The 15,695-nt window shown below is 62.5% G+C and carries 8 protein-coding genes and 3 rRNA genes; 8 read left to right on the forward strand and 3 right to left on the reverse strand.

The annotated features are described in order from the left end of the window. Positions 1 to 51: 51 nt before the first annotated feature. Both SMD14_RS07695 and SMD14_RS07700 read left to right on the forward strand, forming a co-directional pair. Positions 52 to 600, forward strand: coding sequence for a pyridoxal 5'-phosphate synthase (locus tag SMD14_RS07695; protein WP_157238554.1), 549 nt, complete (start codon positions 52 to 54; stop codon positions 598 to 600). Positions 601 to 610: 10 nt separating this feature from the next. Then, positions 611 to 1,372, forward strand: a complete 762-nt coding sequence (locus SMD14_RS07700; RefSeq protein WP_321215892.1) for a maleylpyruvate isomerase family mycothiol-dependent enzyme — start codon at positions 611 to 613, stop codon at positions 1,370 to 1,372. Position 1,373: 1 nt separating this feature from the next. Here the strand turns inward: SMD14_RS07700 and SMD14_RS07705 are convergent, their stop codons facing one another. Next, positions 1,374 to 1,868 carry a methylated-DNA--[protein]-cysteine S-methyltransferase gene (locus SMD14_RS07705; RefSeq protein ID WP_157238552.1) on the reverse strand — a complete coding sequence of 165 codons (495 nt, stop codon included), beginning with the start codon at positions 1,866 to 1,868 and terminating at the stop codon, positions 1,374 to 1,376. Continuing rightward, positions 1,865 to 3,388, reverse strand: coding sequence for an AlkA N-terminal domain-containing protein (locus tag SMD14_RS07710; protein ID WP_321215893.1), 1,524 nt, complete (start codon positions 3,386 to 3,388; stop codon positions 1,865 to 1,867). Before SMD14_RS07710 ends, SMD14_RS07705 begins: the two co-directional genes overlap by 4 nt. A gap of 116 nt (positions 3,389 to 3,504) precedes the next feature. Between SMD14_RS07710 and SMD14_RS07715 the strand changes: the two genes are divergently transcribed. From SMD14_RS07715 to rrf, 6 genes are all read left to right on the forward strand, one after another. Then, on the forward strand, positions 3,505 to 4,179 hold the full coding sequence (locus tag SMD14_RS07715) for a DNA-3-methyladenine glycosylase (protein ID WP_321215894.1): 675 nt from the start codon (positions 3,505 to 3,507) through the stop codon (positions 4,177 to 4,179). Positions 4,180 to 4,231: 52 nt separating this feature from the next. Beyond that, positions 4,232 to 6,460 (forward strand): AAA family ATPase, encoded by a 2,229-nt coding sequence (locus SMD14_RS07720; RefSeq protein WP_321215895.1) that lies wholly within the window; start codon positions 4,232 to 4,234, stop codon positions 6,458 to 6,460. A 34-nt stretch (positions 6,461 to 6,494) separates the two neighbouring features. Next, on the forward strand, positions 6,495 to 7,808 hold the full coding sequence (gene tyrS, locus SMD14_RS07725; RefSeq protein ID WP_321215896.1) for a tyrosine--tRNA ligase: 1,314 nt from the start codon (positions 6,495 to 6,497) through the stop codon (positions 7,806 to 7,808). Between the two features lie 517 nt (positions 7,809 to 8,325). Then, positions 8,326 to 9,848 (forward strand): 16S ribosomal RNA (locus SMD14_RS07730). A 497-nt stretch (positions 9,849 to 10,345) separates the two neighbouring features. Next, a 23S ribosomal RNA gene (locus SMD14_RS07735) occupies positions 10,346 to 13,472 on the forward strand. A 204-nt stretch (positions 13,473 to 13,676) separates the two neighbouring features. After that, positions 13,677 to 13,793: ribosomal RNA gene (rrf, locus tag SMD14_RS07740) — 5S ribosomal RNA — on the forward strand. Together the 16S, 23S and 5S rRNA genes form the textbook arrangement of a ribosomal RNA operon. Before the next feature lie 127 nt (positions 13,794 to 13,920). Here the strand turns inward: rrf and SMD14_RS07745 are convergent. Then, on the reverse strand, positions 13,921 to 15,210 hold the full coding sequence (locus SMD14_RS07745) for an ISL3 family transposase (RefSeq protein ID WP_013601589.1): 1,290 nt from the start codon (positions 15,208 to 15,210) through the stop codon (positions 13,921 to 13,923). Between the last annotated feature and the right edge of the window lie 485 nt (positions 15,211 to 15,695).

Consider the following 15,695-nt stretch of genomic DNA (forward strand, 5'->3'; position numbering starts at 1 on the left):
GTGAGAGAGCGTCGGGGGTTCACGCGGAGGACTCACCGCTACCATGGCGCAATGAGCGAAACCTTCCGGAAGTTCCTTCGCACCCTGCCCGACTTTCCATCCGACTTGCCCGGCTTCGACCCTGACAAGTCGCCGCAGGACCCGGTCCTGCTCTTTAAGCAGTGGTTGGACGAGGCCCTGGCGGCAGGGGAACCCCAGCCCCATGCCTGCAGCCTGGCCACCGTTGGCCGCGGTTCCGGCGGTGGGCAGCAACCGTCGTCGAGGATGCTGATCCTGAAGAACATCGACGACGACGGCTGGCACTTCGCCACGTCCCGCACCTCGCGCAAGGGCAGGGAACTGGGCGCCAACCCCTACGCCGCCCTGAACTTCTACTGGCCATCGCTGGGCCGGCAGGTCCGTGTGCTGGGTCCGGTGACGGAATTATCCGCGGAAGCTTCGTCCAGGGATTGGGCTGAACGGCCGCGTGCTGACGGCAGCGAAAACCCTGACTGGCAGCTCTATGCCATCCGCCCGGAGGAGATCGAGTTCTGGCAGGCCAGCCACGACGGCGCCCATATCCGCCACCGCCTGGGCGCGGACGGCGCACGGCTGGACTAGGCTGGGCGGCATGACCGCTCCCGAACCCGACCTCCTGCTCACCGGGCTTCACGCAGCTGCCGACGACGTCACCTCCGACGCCGCCAAGCTCACCGACGACGACGTGAAGGCTCCCTCCGCCCTGCCCGGCTGGACGCGGGGACACGTCCTTGCGCATCTCACGGGGATCTCCAACGCCATGGCCCGGCAGCTCGAGTACGCCGCCCGGGGGGAAACCATCGAGCTCTACGACGGCGGCATGGACGGCCGGAACAGGGCGATCGGCATGGCGGCCGGCCACGACGCCGCCACCCACAGGGCGGACCTGGCCGAGGCCCTGGAGCGGGTCCTGCGCGCGTTCGATGCGCTGCCGGGCATCAAGGACTCGTCGGCCAACCGCACCGGCTGGTGGGCGCCCATCTCCTATCGGGGTGGAGTGGTCCTGGACGGAGGCCTGGCCCTGTGGCGCGAGCTCGTCATCCATGACTCCGACCTCCTGACCGGCAGGGGACCGGAAACCTGGAGCCGGCCGTTTTGCGAGCACCTGTTCGATTTCCTCGCAGCCCGCGTCCCGCCAGGGGAGAAACTGGTGCTGCAGCCGCTTGGCCTGCCGCCCGTGACTGTCGGCAGCGGCAACCGGTCCACCGTGGTCAGCGGCATGGTCACTGATATCGCCGCGTGGCTGGCCGGCCGCGAACCCACGTTGGGGAGCCTGCGCGCTTCTGCAGCGGCCGACGGCGTGGACCTGCCGACGCTGCTGCCATGGCCGGCGGGAACGCCCGCGCCCAAGTGATTCAGGCGGCTTCGCGCGCCAGCAGGCTCTGTTTGATGGGCAGTCCCCACCGGAAGCCGCCCAGTGAACCGTCCGTGCGGATCACGCGGTGGCAGGGCACAAACAGGGCAGCCGCATTGAAGGCACAGGCGCTGGCGGCCGCCCGGACAGCTTTGGGGTTGCCGGCCAGCCCGGCGTACTCGGTGTACGTTACCGGGGAACCAGGCTGCACCAGCCGGAGCACATCCCACGCGTGGGCACGGAACGGCCCGGACTTCTGCCGCACGGGCACCCGCATGGCCGGCGCCGGATCGCCCGCATAAAACGCCTCCACGGCAGCCGAGATTTCCCCCAGGCTGGTGACCAGCTCAATCGAGGCCGGCCGCAGGGAAGGGTGGACCTGGCCGGTCAGGTCGCCGGGATTGCCGGTCCAGCCGCTGGAAAGGACCACGCCGTCCCGGGCAAGGATGGTGAACGGTCCGTCCGGGGTGGACATCTGGAGCAACTGGGCCTTCATCGGTTCGCCTTCTCTGTTGTGCCGGTGCCTGTTGTGCTGTTGACTGCCGCGGCAGGGCGCGCCGCCGCCCGCCACAGGTGCATGGTGGCATAGGAGCGCCACGGGCTGACGTCATGGAAGCCAGCGCTTGGGGCCGCAGCACCGTGGAAATCGGGTTCCGCATCCGCCACACCGCTCAGCGCCTTGATTCCGTTCCGCACCGCCGCATCGTTGGCAAGGAATATGTCCGGGGCGCCGAGCACCCGCATGGCGAGGTAGCCCACCGTCCATGGTCCAACCCCCGCCAGCGGCAGCAGCTTCGCGCCAAGGCTGGCCAGGTCGTCGCCGTAGCCGAAATCGAGCCTACCTTCCGCCAACGCGGAAGCGGCTGCCCGGAGTGCCTCGGTTCGCTTCCGGGGCCCGCGCAGGAGGGCGTGGCCGTCCGCGGCGATCTCCGCTGCGGTGGGGAACATGCGGTCAAGGCCTTCGCCGGGGCTTTGGCTGGGGCGTCCGACGGCGGCCAGCTGAGTGAGTGCGGTCCGCGCCGCAGCCACGGTGACCTGCTGCCCAATCATCGCGCGGACCAGCATTTCCGCGGGATCCATCGCTCCGGGCATCCTGATCCCCGGGGCGCTCGCCACCGCGGCCGCCAGCCGGCCGTCCCCGGCCAGCGCGCTGTCGATGGCAACCGGATCCGCGTCCAGGTCGAACAGCCTCCGGACGCGGCTCAGCAGGGCCGGCAGGTCGCGGAGGTCCACCGCGCCGATGGTGAGGGTCAGCGGCCGCCCGGGAGCGCCGTCGTCGTAATCCACCCGGAACCTCGCGTCCCCGTGCGGAAGCCGCAGCGTGCGGGCGTAGGACGCCGCGGTGCCGGTTTCGATTCCGGGGAGGGCGCGAACGGCAAGGAACGTAAAAATCCCGGGGTCGAAGGGTTCCCGGTAGGGGAGGCGGAGGGTGATGGCGGTGGAGCCGGCGGGGGCCTTCGGATGCCGCGCCGCGCGCAGGGCAGTGGGGGTCATGTCGAAGACCTCCAGCATGGTGTCGTTGAACTGGCGGACGCTGCTGAAGCCGGCCGCGAAGGCGATGTCCGCTAGCTTCATGGAAGTGGACACCAGCAGGGTGCGGGCGGTTTGCGCCCGCCCGGCCCGGGCCAGCGACAGCGGCCCCGCCCCCAGTTCCTGGCTGAGGATGCGGTTGAGCTGGCGGGACGAATAGCCCAGGCGGGCTGCCAGGCCCTCCACGCCGTCCCTGTTGATCACGCCGTCGTTGATGAGCCGCATGGCGCGCCCGGCAACATCCTGGCGAACGTTCCAGGCCGGTGTCCCTGGAACAGCCTCCGGAAGGCAGCGCTTGCAGGCCCGGTAGCCGGCGTCGTGGGCCGCTGCGGAGGTCTCGTAGAACGTAACGTTGGCCGGCTTTGGTGTCCGGGCCGGGCACGACGGGCGGCAGTAAATGCCCGTGGTCCGGACGGCAGTGTAGAACTGCCCGTCGAACCGGGTGTCCCTGGCATCGATTGCCCGGTAGCGCTGCCAGAAGTCCATTCCTCCATCCTGCCAGCCGCACTGGGTCCGGGCTAGCGGAAATCGGACAGGGCCGTTTCCCCTGCCCGTACCAAAAATGATCCGTATTGGCCGCCGGCTTTGGATAGAGTCTGGCCATGAGCAGAAATCCGCTGACCGGCACATCGCTGCGGGATTTCCTTTCCGGAGATGCCCGCCAGTTGGCGCCCCTGCTGCTGGGGGCGGTGCTGACGCACGAGTCCCGGGAAGGCGTGGTGTCCGTCCGGCTCACCGAAGTGGAGGCCTACCTCGGGCCCGAGGATTCGCTCCACCCGGACCCCGGCTCGCACACCTACCGGGGCCCCACGCCTCGCAACGCACCCATGTTTGGCCCGGCGGGGCACCTGTATGTCTACTTCACCTACGGGATGCATCACTGCACCAACCTTGTGTGCGGACCGGAAGGAACGGCTTCCGCCCTCCTGCTGCGGGCCGGGGAGATCGTGGACGGCGTGGACCTTGCCCGGCGCCGGCGCCCCACGTCCAAGGATCCTGCCGACCTGGCAAGGGGTCCCGCGCGGCTGGCCAAAGCCATGGGGATGACGACGGCGGACAGCGGCCGCGATGCACTGGCGCCGCCTTTCGGGCTGGTGCTTCCGCCCCGCCCCGGCCAGCCGGTGAGTTCAGGCCCTCGCGTGGGAGTGTCCGGTGCAGGTGGAACGGACCAGTACTCCTGGCGCTTCTGGATCACCGGCGACCCCACCGTCTCCCAGTACAAGGCCGCCAAGCCCAGGAGGGCAAAACCGGATCCGGCCGGGTTTCACGGGCGTTAACGGAAATGGTTGTAGAATGGTAGGTCTGTCTTTTGCGATAGGGGAACGTTAAATGCTCGACGCCGATTTGGCCCACGAACGGGACTATGTTGCCGGCCTGTATGCGCGGCTGGAAGAGCTGCGCGAGGAAAAGCGCCGCCAACTGGCCCAGGTCCGCCGGGCCGGGGCCGTGGGCACCATGCAGAACGTTTCGGAACGTGACGCGTTCGCTGCACTGTATGAGGACCGCCTGGCGCAGCTGGATGCTGTAGACGACCGCCTGGTCTTCGGCCGCCTGGACCTGGACTCAGGCGAAGCGCAGTACATTGGCCGCATTGGCCTCACCACCGAGGACCTGCAACGGCTCATGGTGGACTGGCGCGCGCCCGAGGCCGGCCATTTCTACCAGGCCACTGCGTTTGACCGGCAGGGCGTCCGCCGCCGCCGGCACCTCATCCTGCAGGGCCGTGAGGTCAAGGCCATCGAGGACGACGTCCTTGACGCGGACATGCTTGCGGACAACGAGTCGCTGCAGGGCGAAGGCGCCCTGCTCGCCGCGCTGAACTCCAAGCGGACCGGCCGGATGTCGGACATCGTCAGCACCATCCAATCCGAGCAGGACCGGATCATCCGTTCGTCGATTTCCGGCGCGCTCGTGGTGCAGGGCGGTCCCGGTACCGGCAAGACCGCTGTTGCCCTGCACCGCGCCGCCTACCTGCTCTACACCCACCGCGACCGCCTCAAGACCGCCGGCGTCCTGCTGGTGGGCCCGTCGTCGTCGTTCATGAAGTACATCGAACGGGTGCTGCCCTCCCTCGGTGAGACCGGCGTGGTCATGGCCAGCGTCGGCCGCCTCATGCCCGGAATCCACGCTGTCCCCGAGCCGGACGCCGCGGTTGCCGCCATCAAGGGCCGGCTGGACATGGCCGGCGTGGTGGCCAATGCCGTGGCCAACCGGCAGCGAATGCCCGCCGAGGACCGCATCCTTGAAGTCGACGGCCGGAAACTCGTGCTGACCCAGCGCCAGGTGCGCCGGGCAAGGGAACGGGCACGCTCCACCGGCAAGCCCCACAACGAGGCACGCGTGACGTTCGTCAAGATCCTGCTCCGGGAACTGACCGAACAGATGACGGAGCTCGTGGAAGCCGGAAACATCGGCAACAACGCCGACCGCTCCTACCTTGCCGAGGATGTGCGCAGCGCCCGTGACGTGCGGATCGCCCTCAACCTTTGCTGGATGCCCATGACGCCGGAAAAGCTGATCTCCGAGCTCTTCAGTAAGCCTGCCATCCTGGAAGCCTGCACGCCCAAGCTCGCCCCGGCGGAGCGCGCCCTGCTGCTGCGCCCCGCGGACGCGCCCTGGACGGAATCCGACGTACCCCTCCTGGATGAGGCTGCGGAGCTGCTCGGCGAGCTTGATCCGGCTGCGGGGCGTGGCCTGGCCCAGCAAGAACACGACCGCGCCCGGGACCTTGCGAACGCGAAGCAGACGCTGGTCAACATGGAGGCGGCGGGCGTGGACCCGCTGATGTCGGCCGAGGAACTGGCCGAGCAGAACCAGGAGCAGGAAACAAGGCAGACCGCTGCCGAGCGCGCCACCAGCGACCGCACCTGGGCCTTCGGCCACATCGTGGTGGACGAGGCGCAGGAGCTATCGCCCATGCAGTGGCGCCTGCTGGTCCGCCGGTGCCCCCTGAAGTCCTTCACGATCGTCGGGGACATCGCGCAGACGAGTTCGGTGGCCGGCGCGAATTCGTGGCAGGGCGCGCTTGCTCCGATGTTCGGTGAGCGCTGGCAGTTGGAGGAGCTGACGGTCAACTACCGGACCCCCTCCCAGATCGCCGAAGCCGCGGTCCGGATGGCCAACGCAGCCGGACTGGTGGTCTCGGCGCCCAAGGCTGTCCGCGAAGGACGCTGGTCGCCCGTCATCGACGAGGTGGATCCGGGCCAGGTGGTCAGCCGCCTGGTTGAGGTCCTGCCCGAGGAACTGGACGCGCTCGACGGCGGACTCCTCGCCGTCATCGCGGACGGCGCCTTTTTGTCGGAAGCCACTGCGGCCCTGCGCGCCGCCTACGGGCGCCGCGTGGGCACGGGTGCAGGCAGCTATGAGCAGGACATCGTGGTGATCAGCCCCCGGGAAGCCAAGGGGCTGGAGTTCGACGGCGTCGTGGTGCTGGAGCCGTCCATGATGCTGAACCATGAGCACGGCAAGGTGGGGGACCTGTACGTCGCGATGACCCGCGCCACCCAGCGGCTGCGGCTTATTGCTTCGGAACCTGTGCCGGCCGGGATCAAGCGCTGATCCTGCCTGCCGCAATACTGCTAACTTAGAAGGCGTGCCAGAACTCAACAGCCTCGAATCGCAGCAGAACGACGCCACTTTTGCCAATGTCTGGCAGGAGCTGAAATGGCGTGGCCTGGTCCACGTCTCCACCGACGAAGCAGAACTCGAAAAACTGCTCGCCGGCGCCCCGGTGACGTACTATTGCGGCTTCGATCCCACCGCGCCGAGCCTGCACCTGGGCAACCTCGTCCAGCTCCTGCTCATGCGCCGGCTGCAGTTGGCCGGCCACAAGCCCCTCGGGCTCGTGGGCGGTTCCACCGGCATGATCGGCGATCCCCGTCCCACGGCCGAACGCACCCTGAACACCAAGGACACCGTCGCCGAGTGGGTGGGCTACCTCCAGGCGCAGGTCCGCCGGTTCCTCAGCTTCGAGGGTGACAACGCAGCCCGGATGGTCAACAACCTGGACTGGACCGCGCCGCTGAGCGCCATTGACTTCCTGCGTGACGTGGGAAAGCACTTCCGCGTGGGCACCATGCTGCGCAAGGACGCCGTGGCCTCCCGGCTGCACTCGGATGAGGGCATCAGCTACACGGAGTTCAGCTACCAGATCCTGCAGGGGATGGACTACCTCCAGCTGTACCGGGATTATGGCTGCGTGCTGCAGACCGGCGGCTCGGACCAGTGGGGCAACCTCACCAGCGGAACCGAGCTGATCCGCAAAGTGGAGGGCAAGAGCGTCCACGCCCTGGGAACTCCGTTGATCACCAACGCCGACGGCACCAAGTTCGGTAAGAGCGAGGGCAACGCCATCTGGCTGGACGCCGGCATGTGCAGCCCTTATGCCTTCTACCAGTTCTGGGTCAACACGGCGGATGCCGACGTCGTGAACCGGCTGAAGGTCTTTACCTTCCTTAGCCGGGCCGAGATTGAAGAAATCGCCGTGGCTGTTGCTGAGCGCCCGTTCGCCCGCGAGGGACAGCGGAAGCTTGCCTATGAAGTGACGTCCCTCGTGCATGGAGTGGAAGCCACCGAGAAGGTCATCGCGGCCTCCGCAGCGCTTTTCGGGAACGGCGACCTCACAGCCTTGGACAAGCCCACGCTGCAGGCGGCAACGTCAGAGCTTCCCTCTGCAACTGTCCAGGTGGATGCGATGGGAATCGTGGACCTGCTGGTTGCCTCCGGCCTCTCCGAAAGCAAGTCGGCCGCCAGGCGGACGGTTGGTGAAGGCGGAGCCTACGTCAACAACGAGAAGGTGTCCGACCCCGAAGCCGTGATTTCGGAGTCCGAACTTCTGCATGGGCAGTACCTGCTCCTGCGCCGCGGAAAGAAGAACCTCGCTACCGTGGAAGTCCTGGTTCCCTAGGCTTATCACCCGCCCCGCGAAGACCCCCTGCACGCTCCTCCGCAGCCGATTTGCACGGCCGCGGGGGAGCGTGTAATGTTTTCTGAGTCGCCGCCGCTGAAGCGGAAAAATAGCGACCAACCCCCACCAAAAAGTGAAGCAACTTCACGATGTGCAGAAGCACTGACGGAAGAAATTGCTCCGGTTTTTGATGGGCGGATTCGTTCCGCAGAGTGAATTCCGGGAAAACTACCGGATTTGCAAAGTGAAAATGAATGAAATAAGATTGAAACATCGCAGCGAAGAAATACGAAATAGAAATTCATTGAATTGAATTGTTTTCGGGAATATTCGAATGTGTCTGTTGTTTGAGAACTCAATAGTGTGCCAAGTTTGTTGATACCAATTGTTTTAGTGATTGGTTGAATTGACCGGGTCATCCGCCCCTGTGGGTGGTCTGGTTTTTACAGCTGGTTTCAAATTTTGTGCAGCCTTTTTGTCCCGTTTTCCCGGGGCTGGGGGTTGTGTCTGTTTTACTTCAACGGAGAGTTTGATCCTGGCTCAGGATGAACGCTGGCGGCGTGCTTAACACATGCAAGTCGAACGATGAACCTCACTTGTGGGGGGATTAGTGGCGAACGGGTGAGTAACACGTGAGTAACCTGCCCTTAACTCTGGGATAAGCCTGGGAAACTGGGTCTAATACCGGATATGACTCCTCATCGCATGGTGGGGGGTGGAAAGCTTTTTGTGGTTTTGGATGGACTCGCGGCCTATCAGCTTGTTGGTGAGGTAATGGCTTACCAAGGCGACGACGGGTAGCCGGCCTGAGAGGGTGACCGGCCACACTGGGACTGAGACACGGCCCAGACTCCTACGGGAGGCAGCAGTGGGGAATATTGCACAATGGGCGCAAGCCTGATGCAGCGACGCCGCGTGAGGGATGACGGCCTTCGGGTTGTAAACCTCTTTCAGTAGGGAAGAAGCGAAAGTGACGGTACCTGCAGAAGAAGCGCCGGCTAACTACGTGCCAGCAGCCGCGGTAATACGTAGGGCGCAAGCGTTATCCGGAATTATTGGGCGTAAAGAGCTCGTAGGCGGTTTGTCGCGTCTGCCGTGAAAGTCCGGGGCTCAACTCCGGATCTGCGGTGGGTACGGGCAGACTAGAGTGATGTAGGGGAGACTGGAATTCCTGGTGTAGCGGTGAAATGCGCAGATATCAGGAGGAACACCGATGGCGAAGGCAGGTCTCTGGGCATTAACTGACGCTGAGGAGCGAAAGCATGGGGAGCGAACAGGATTAGATACCCTGGTAGTCCATGCCGTAAACGTTGGGCACTAGGTGTGGGGGACATTCCACGTTTTCCGCGCCGTAGCTAACGCATTAAGTGCCCCGCCTGGGGAGTACGGCCGCAAGGCTAAAACTCAAAGGAATTGACGGGGGCCCGCACAAGCGGCGGAGCATGCGGATTAATTCGATGCAACGCGAAGAACCTTACCAAGGCTTGACATGAACCGGTAATACCTGGAGACAGGTGCCCCGCTTGCGGTCGGTTTACAGGTGGTGCATGGTTGTCGTCAGCTCGTGTCGTGAGATGTTGGGTTAAGTCCCGCAACGAGCGCAACCCTCGTTCTATGTTGCCAGCACGTGATGGTGGGGACTCATAGGAGACTGCCGGGGTCAACTCGGAGGAAGGTGGGGACGACGTCAAATCATCATGCCCCTTATGTCTTGGGCTTCACGCATGCTACAATGGCCGGTACAAAGGGTTGCGATACTGTGAGGTGGAGCTAATCCCAAAAAGCCGGTCTCAGTTCGGATTGGGGTCTGCAACTCGACCCCATGAAGTCGGAGTCGCTAGTAATCGCAGATCAGCAACGCTGCGGTGAATACGTTCCCGGGCCTTGTACACACCGCCCGTCAAGTCACGAAAGTTGGTAACACCCGAAGCCGGTGGCCTAACCCCTTGTGGGAGGGAGCTGTCGAAGGTGGGACTGGCGATTGGGACTAAGTCGTAACAAGGTAGCCGTACCGGAAGGTGCGGCTGGATCACCTCCTTTCTAAGGAGCACCTACAGATTGTTCGTGCCGTGTATGCGGTGCGGGGGTTTGTCAGGAGTACAGCCCGTTGCGCAGACGCAAGTTCTGCGGCGGGTGCTCAAGGGTGGAATATCAACGAATAGCGGCTGCCGGTTCTTTCCGGTGCTTAGTACGGTTCCTCTTTGCGGGGGTTCCTGGAAGGGTGCTGGTGGGTGCGGGTGGTTTCGTGTTTGGCACACTGTTGGGTCCTGAGGCAACAGGGCCGTGGTTCCGTCCCGTTTTGCGGGGCGGGGGTTGCGGGTTTGTTTGTTTCTGGTTTCCTGGCTGCACCGATCATGCATGTTGTGTGTGTGGGGTGTGTGGTTTGGGGTTGTTGTTTGAGAACTACATAGTGGACGCGAGCATCTTTTATAAGAAGCAATTTCCAAGAATATGAACCTGGATCTGTTGTGCTGTCTTTCGGGATGGTGCAGTGGTTTTCATGGTTCTCTCGAAAATTAGCGTTTTTGATCTTTTGTGGTCAAGTTTTTAAGAGCACACGGTGGATGCCTTGGCATTAGGAGCCGAAGAAGGACGTAGGAATCTGCGATAAGCCTGGGGGAGTCGATAACCGGACTGTGATCCCAGGGTGTCCGAATGGGGAAACCCCGCCGAGCGCGCGAGTGACTCGGTGACCCGCATCTGAACACATAGGGTGCGTGGAGGGAACGCGGGGAAGTGAAACATCTCAGTACCCGCAGGAAGAGAAAACAATAGTGATTCCGTTAGTAGTGGCGAGCGAACGCGGATCAGGCTAAACCGTTCCATGTGTGATAGCCGGCGGGCGTTGCATGGTCGGGGTTGTGGGACTTTCCATACCAGTTCTGCCGGGCTGGTGGGGTGTGATGTGCAGGCATAGGTGAACGGTCTTGAAAGGCCGGCCAGAGAGGGTGTTAGCCCCGTAACCGTAATGTTGTGTACCGCCTGTGAGAGTATCCCAAGTAGTACGGGGCCCGAGAAATCCCGTGCGAATCTGTCAGGACCACCTGATAAGCCTAAATACTCCCTAATGACCGATAGCGGACCAGTACCGTGAGGGAAAGGTGAAAAGTACCCCGGGAGGGGAGTGAAACAGTACCTGAAACCGTGTGCTTACAATCCGTCGGAGCCAGTCTGATTCTGGTGACGGCGTGCCTTTTGAAGAATGAGCCTGCGAGTTAGTGTTACGTCGCGAGGTTAACCCGTGTGGGGCAGCCGTAGCGAAAGCGAGTCTGAATAGGGCGTTGCAGTGGCGTGATCTAGACCCGAAGCGAAGTGATCTACCCATGGCCAGGTTGAAGCGACGGTAAGACGTCGTGGAGGACCGAACCCACTTCAGTTGAAAATGGAGGGGATGAGCTGTGGGTAGGGGTGAAAGGCCAATCAAACTTCGTGATAGCTGGTTCTCCCCGAAATGCATTTAGGTGCAGCGTTGCGTGTTTCTTGCTGGAGGTAGAGCTACTGGATGGCTAATGGGCCCTACAAGGTTACTGACGTCAGCCAAACTCCGAATGCCGGTAAGTGAGAGCGCAGCAGTGAGACTGTGGGGGATAAGCTTCATAGTCGAGAGGGAAACAGCCCAGACCACCAACTAAGGCCCCTAAGCGTGTGCTAAGTGGGAAAGGATGTGGAGTTGCGAAGACAACCAGGAGGTTGGCTTAGAAGCAGCCATCCTTAAAAGAGTGCGTAATAGCTCACTGGTCAAGTGATTCCGCGCCGACAATGTAGCGGGGCTCAAGTACACCGCCGAAGTTGTGGCATTCAAATATTAGCTAAGCCCTTGTGGTTCAGGCGTTTGGATGGGTAGGGGAGCGTCGTGTGGGCGGTGAAGTCGCGGTGTAAACCAGCGGTGGAGCCTACACGAGTGAGAATGCAGGCATGAGTAGCGAAAGACGGGTGAGAAACCCGTCCGCCGAATGATCAAGGGTTCCAGGGTCAAGCTAATCTGCCCTGGGTAAGTCGGGACCTAAGGCGAGGCCGACAGGCGTAGTCGATGGACAACGGGTTGATATTCCCGTACCGGCGAAAAACCGCCCATGCTGAACAGGGGATACTAACTGCCCGAGACCTGCCTGACACCCCTTGTGGGTGAAGGGTTTTGGTGGAGCGCAGGACCTGATCCTGGGAGGCAAGCGTATTAACAGGTGTGACGCAGGAAGGTAGCCGAGCCGGGCGATGGTTGTCCCGGTCTAAGGATGTAGGGCGAACGGTAGGCAAATCCGCTGTTCATGATGCCTGAGATCTGATGGGACCCCCGTTTGGGGGGATTCGGTGATCCTATGCTGCCGAGAAAAGCATCGACGCGAGGTTTTAGCCGCCCGTACCCCAAACCGACACAGGTGATCAGGTAGAGAATACTAAGGCGATCGAGAGAATTATGGTTAAGGAACTCGGCAAAATGCCCCCGTAACTTCGGGAGAAGGGGGGCCCCAACCTTGAACACCACTTGCTGGTGGGAGGGGATCGGGGCCGCAGAGACCAGGGGGAAGCGACTGTTTACTAAAAACACAGGTCCGTGCGAAGTCGCAAGACGATGTATACGGACTGACTCCTGCCCGGTGCTGGAAGGTTAAGAGGACCGGTTAGCCGCAAGGCGAAGCTGAGAATTTAAGCCCCAGTAAACGGCGGTGGTAACTATAACCATCCTAAGGTAGCGAAATTCCTTGTCGGGTAAGTTCCGACCTGCACGAATGGAGTAACGACTTCCCCGCTGTCTCAACCATAAACTCGGCGAAATTGCAGTACGAGTAAAGATGCTCGTTACGCGCAGCAGGACGGAAAGACCCCGAGACCTTTACTATAGTTTGGTATTGGTGTTCGGAGTGGCTTGTGTAGGATAGGTGGGAGACGTTGAAGCCCGGACGCCAGTTCGGGTGGAGTCATCGTTGAAATACCACTCTGGTCACTTTGGACATCTAACTTCGGCCCGTAATCCGGGTCAGGGACAGTGCCTGATGGGTAGTTTAACTGGGGCGGTTGCCTCCTAAAAAGTAACGGAGGCGCCCAAAGGTTCCCTCAGCCTGGTTGGCAATCAGGTGTCGAGTGTAAGTGCACAAGGGAGCTTGACTGTGAGAGAGACATCTCGAGCAGGGACGAAAGTCGGGACTAGTGATCCGGCGGTACATTGTGGAATGGCCGTCGCTCAACGGATAAAAGGTACCTCGGGGATAACAGGCTGATCTTGCCCAAGAGTCCATATCGACGGCATGGTTTGGCACCTCGATGTCGGCTCGTCGCATCCTGGGGCTGGAGTAGGTCCCAAGGGTTGGGCTGTTCGCCCATTAAAGCGGTACGCGAGCTGGGTTTAGAACGTCGTGAGACAGTTCGGTCCCTATCCGCTGCGCGCGCAGGAAATTTGAGAAGGGCTGTCCTTAGTACGAGAGGACCGGGACGGACGAACCTCTGGTGTGTCAGTTGTACTGCCAAGTGCACCGCTGATTAGCTACGTTCGGATGGGATAACCGCTGAAAGCATCTAAGCGGGAAGCTCGCTTCAAGATGAGATTTCCATACACCTCGTGTGTGAGAGGCCCCCAGCCAGACCACTGGGTTGATAGGCCGGATGTGGAAGCGAGGACTAACGACTCGTGAAGCTGACCGGTACTAATAGGCCGATAACTTACACCACACACCACACCCGTGAAACCGGTTCAAAAGCGGTTCCACACCAGGGTTGGTAAAAAGAAAAAACAAGACTGCTTGCGTCCACTATGTGGTTCCCGAACAACAAACCATTTGTTGCAGGGAACACCAACTAAATAACAACACCACAATGTTGTAACCACAACACTTCCCACCCCCGGGGATCACCCGGGCGGACGGGTAACAAGGTTACGGCGGTCATAGCGTGGGGGAAACGCCCGGTCCCATTCCGAACCCGGAAGCTAAGACCCACAGCGCCGATGGTACTGCACCCGGGAGGGTGTGGGAGAGTAGGTCACCGCCGGACAACCATTAGGTCGAGGCCCCAACCACCAGGTTGGGGCCTCCCGCATTTAACGCGCCCTCCCGGGGGACCCTCTCTCACTTAACGGGCTCTTCACGGTTCGTGGTGAACGTTCTGCCGTGAGGGATGTTCATGCCGCTGTTCTGGCGGCACTGCGCAACAGGATACGCGTTTTGTAGTTGCGTGCGTTGGTGAATCCCCGGCCAGTCCTTTTTATGTGTTTGATCGCGGTGTTGTTGGCTTCCACTTTCGCGGTTGTCGCACCGGTGACAATGAGGACTTCGATCTCTTTCCACCACCTGCAGACCGTGCGCCAGAGCCGGTTCGTCTCCGGCTGCGCGGCTCGCTCGACCAGGACCTGCAACCGGTCTTTCGCGGCGGCTGCGTCGGCAAGAGAGCCGGTAGTCAGCAGGGCCCGGAGCTGTTCCTTGACAAGCCACGCTGCCTGCAATTTCCCGGTGGCATCGTCGGTTGCGAACACGGTGCTGAGCCTGTCCCGTGCCCGGTCCGAGAGTGTGTCCCCGGCGCGCAGGAGCAGTCGCCGGTTGGCCCAGACCGGGTCAACGGAGCGCCCCCGCCGACCATGGGTCTGCTGGGTGAGTCGTTGACGGACTTCGGTGAGCATGTCGTTGCCGAGCTTGACCAGGTGGAACGCGTCGACCGAGACAGCGGTGCGTGGCAGCCACATCCGCAGGGCCTTGCGGAACGCCGCCGAGGGGTCGATGGCAACGACCTGCACGCCCAGGCGCCACTGAAGCGGACGGGCGAACAGCCAGTCCCCGACGCCCTCACTGTCGCGGCCATCCACGATGCCAAGGACTTGTCCGGTGTCGAGATCGACAATGGTGGTCATCCAGGGTTCGTAGCGTTTCCAGGCCTTGGTGGCGGGGTCGCGGAAGAACCGCACGGACCGGTAGCGGTGTTCATCGATGCCGAGCATCCGCGGGGCCAGGGCATCTACATCAGGCAGCGTCAGCGCCGCCGAATCCAGAGCCCGCTGGACCAGCCACCACGAGACACCGAACGAAGCGGCGGCCTCCGCGGCGGCCCTGCCGGAGCCGATGACGGCAGCCACCAGGGCCTCACGGAGCCGGCGGGTGGACCGTGCCCGGCGCGGGACCTGGGTGGTCTCTTCAGTGAATGTCCGGCGGGGGCACAGGTACTCATCGCAGAAGAATCTCCGCTTGGCCCAGACTACTTCGACCGGCCCGGCGACAGGAATGTCCCGCAACCGTTGTGGCCGACGGGAATGAGCCCGGGTGCTGATCACGCCACACGACGGGCAACCGGCCTCTGTGGTGGCCACGACCCGGATCCGCCGCTGGCCGAAGGAGAGGACCTCGGTGCCGGTGACTCGGTAGTCGGGCAGGTTGAAAATGGCGGTGGCAGCATCGGGGCGCGGCGAAGTAGGCTCGATCAAGGCTCGTAGCTCCTGACTCTTGATGAATGCGTAGAGAACATCCATCACAGCAGGGCTACGAGCCCTTCAGCTTTCAAGACACGGAACCCGTTTCACCACCAACCGCGAAGAGCCACTTAACGCGCCCTCCCGGGGGACCCTCTCTCACTTAACGCGCCCTCCCGGGGGACCCTCTCTCACTTAACGCGCCCTCCCGGGGGACCCTCTCTCACTTAACGCGCCCTCCCGGGGGACCCTCCCGCACTGCCCGGCCGGCCCGCCGTCGACCACCAGCGCCAAACTGCAAGAGCACCCCAGGAAACCCCACATCAACCGAGAGAGCATCGCCGAAAAACCCGCATCAACTGAGAGAGCGTGTGAATCTTGCCACGATGCCGGCGCCTGGGCTTTTACCGTACTGCCCGGTTGGGCGACTCCACTAGAATTGATGAAGATGTACGGACTTCGAAGCGCTTGATTTCGGGTTGCGTAGGAAACGAAACACG

Source organism: Pseudarthrobacter oxydans, from assembly GCF_034258515.1.
Classification (GTDB): domain Bacteria; phylum Actinomycetota; class Actinomycetes; order Actinomycetales; family Micrococcaceae; genus Arthrobacter.

What these genes read in the sequence shown, in the direction of transcription:
- SMD14_RS07715 (WP_321215894.1), top strand. Translation starts at nt 3,505, where the DNA reads ATGAGCAGAAATCCGCTGACCGGCACATCGCTGCGGGATTTCCTTTCC.
- SMD14_RS07710 (WP_321215893.1), bottom strand. Translation starts at nt 3,388, where the DNA reads ATGGACTTCTGGCAGCGCTACCGGGCAATCGATGCCAGGGACACCCGG.
- SMD14_RS07695 (WP_157238554.1), top strand. Translation starts at nt 52, where the DNA reads ATGAGCGAAACCTTCCGGAAGTTCCTTCGCACCCTGCCCGACTTTCCA.
- SMD14_RS07700 (WP_321215892.1), top strand. Translation starts at nt 611, where the DNA reads ATGACCGCTCCCGAACCCGACCTCCTGCTCACCGGGCTTCACGCAGCT.
- SMD14_RS07720 (WP_321215895.1), top strand. Translation starts at nt 4,232, where the DNA reads ATGCTCGACGCCGATTTGGCCCACGAACGGGACTATGTTGCCGGCCTG.
- SMD14_RS07705 (WP_157238552.1), bottom strand. Translation starts at nt 1,868, where the DNA reads ATGAAGGCCCAGTTGCTCCAGATGTCCACCCCGGACGGACCGTTCACC.